1 protein-coding gene and 1 pseudogene are annotated in these 993 nt (G+C 44.6%); both read right to left on the bottom strand.

The window, feature by feature from the left end:
• A partial coding sequence (locus DW743_RS17805; RefSeq protein WP_147398983.1) for a helix-turn-helix domain-containing protein occupies positions 1-537 on the bottom strand: 537 nt, incomplete at its 3' end.
• Between the two features lie 183 nt (positions 538-720).
• Positions 721-993, bottom strand: a pseudogene (locus DW743_RS17815) (ATP-binding protein); the annotation flags it as partial.

Below are 993 nucleotides of genomic sequence, written 5' to 3' on the forward strand. Positions count from 1 at the left end.
ACCCGTATGGTCGTTGATAGCAAGGTCGATACGCTTCATCACGCCACCGTCTATGAGTGCGTCCATGAGAAAGTCATACCAACTTCTTTGTTGTGCCAGCAGGTAACTTTCAAACTGTCGGCAACCACGCCCCTTTAACTCTAAAAGGACACCTTTTTCTTCGTCAGCCGACGTATAGATAAAGATGTCCCCTAAAGAATAATGCTCCGTATAACTGTAATGTCCGTAATCTTCATGGAGCATATAATTGATATTCAGTTTTAATATATCTTTGATGATGTGCTGTATATCCAGCGTGGGAAAACGAATTTTCACATAATCAAACAGCATGGTAAGCGGTACTTCTGGATTGAACCTTGCCAGTTCCTTATGCAGAGTTTCCAGAAGTTCCTTTGACGGCTTCATTTTTCCACTTTCTATCTTGTTGAAATATTCCCTTGTGATACCAGAAGCCACCGCCAGCCTGCCTTGTGAGATACCGTAAGCAATCCGTTTCTCCCGTAATTCTTTTATCCGTTGTTCTTCATTCAGAACCATACCCCCAATCTGTAAAGTGTGAAGTTTTTTAAGGCGACTTCACAGCCGATTTTTGCTAGAAAACCATGCCAGAAGCCTTATGTTTCCTATGTTTTTTGTCTATTGTCTATTTGCAAACGTACCCCTCTGTTAGATACCGAGGGGTTTTACCTGCTGGCGTGGCTGACGCCACACCAGCAACGGCTAGTCCGTGCCGTCGCCTTTCGCTTCGCACGTCGCCGTCCCGTCCTGCCTTGCTTGTGCAAGAGAGCTGATAGTCTGTAAAAAATCATGTCCTTTTGGGACTAAAGGCGTGTAAAACTCACTTATGACGCTTGTTCCCACATCACAATAGCCACGCCCCTTGATACGCTTCTGGAAAAACTGCTTTTTCACATCTGAACCAAACAGCATACCGTAACCTAATTCGCTGATACGCCCAAGTCCCACACGGAAATTGAAGTTATCTCTGATACC

The sequence above is a fragment of the Blautia sp. AM28-27 genome, from assembly GCF_003480905.1.
GTDB lineage: Bacteria > Bacillota > Clostridia > Lachnospirales > Lachnospiraceae > Fusicatenibacter > Fusicatenibacter saccharivorans.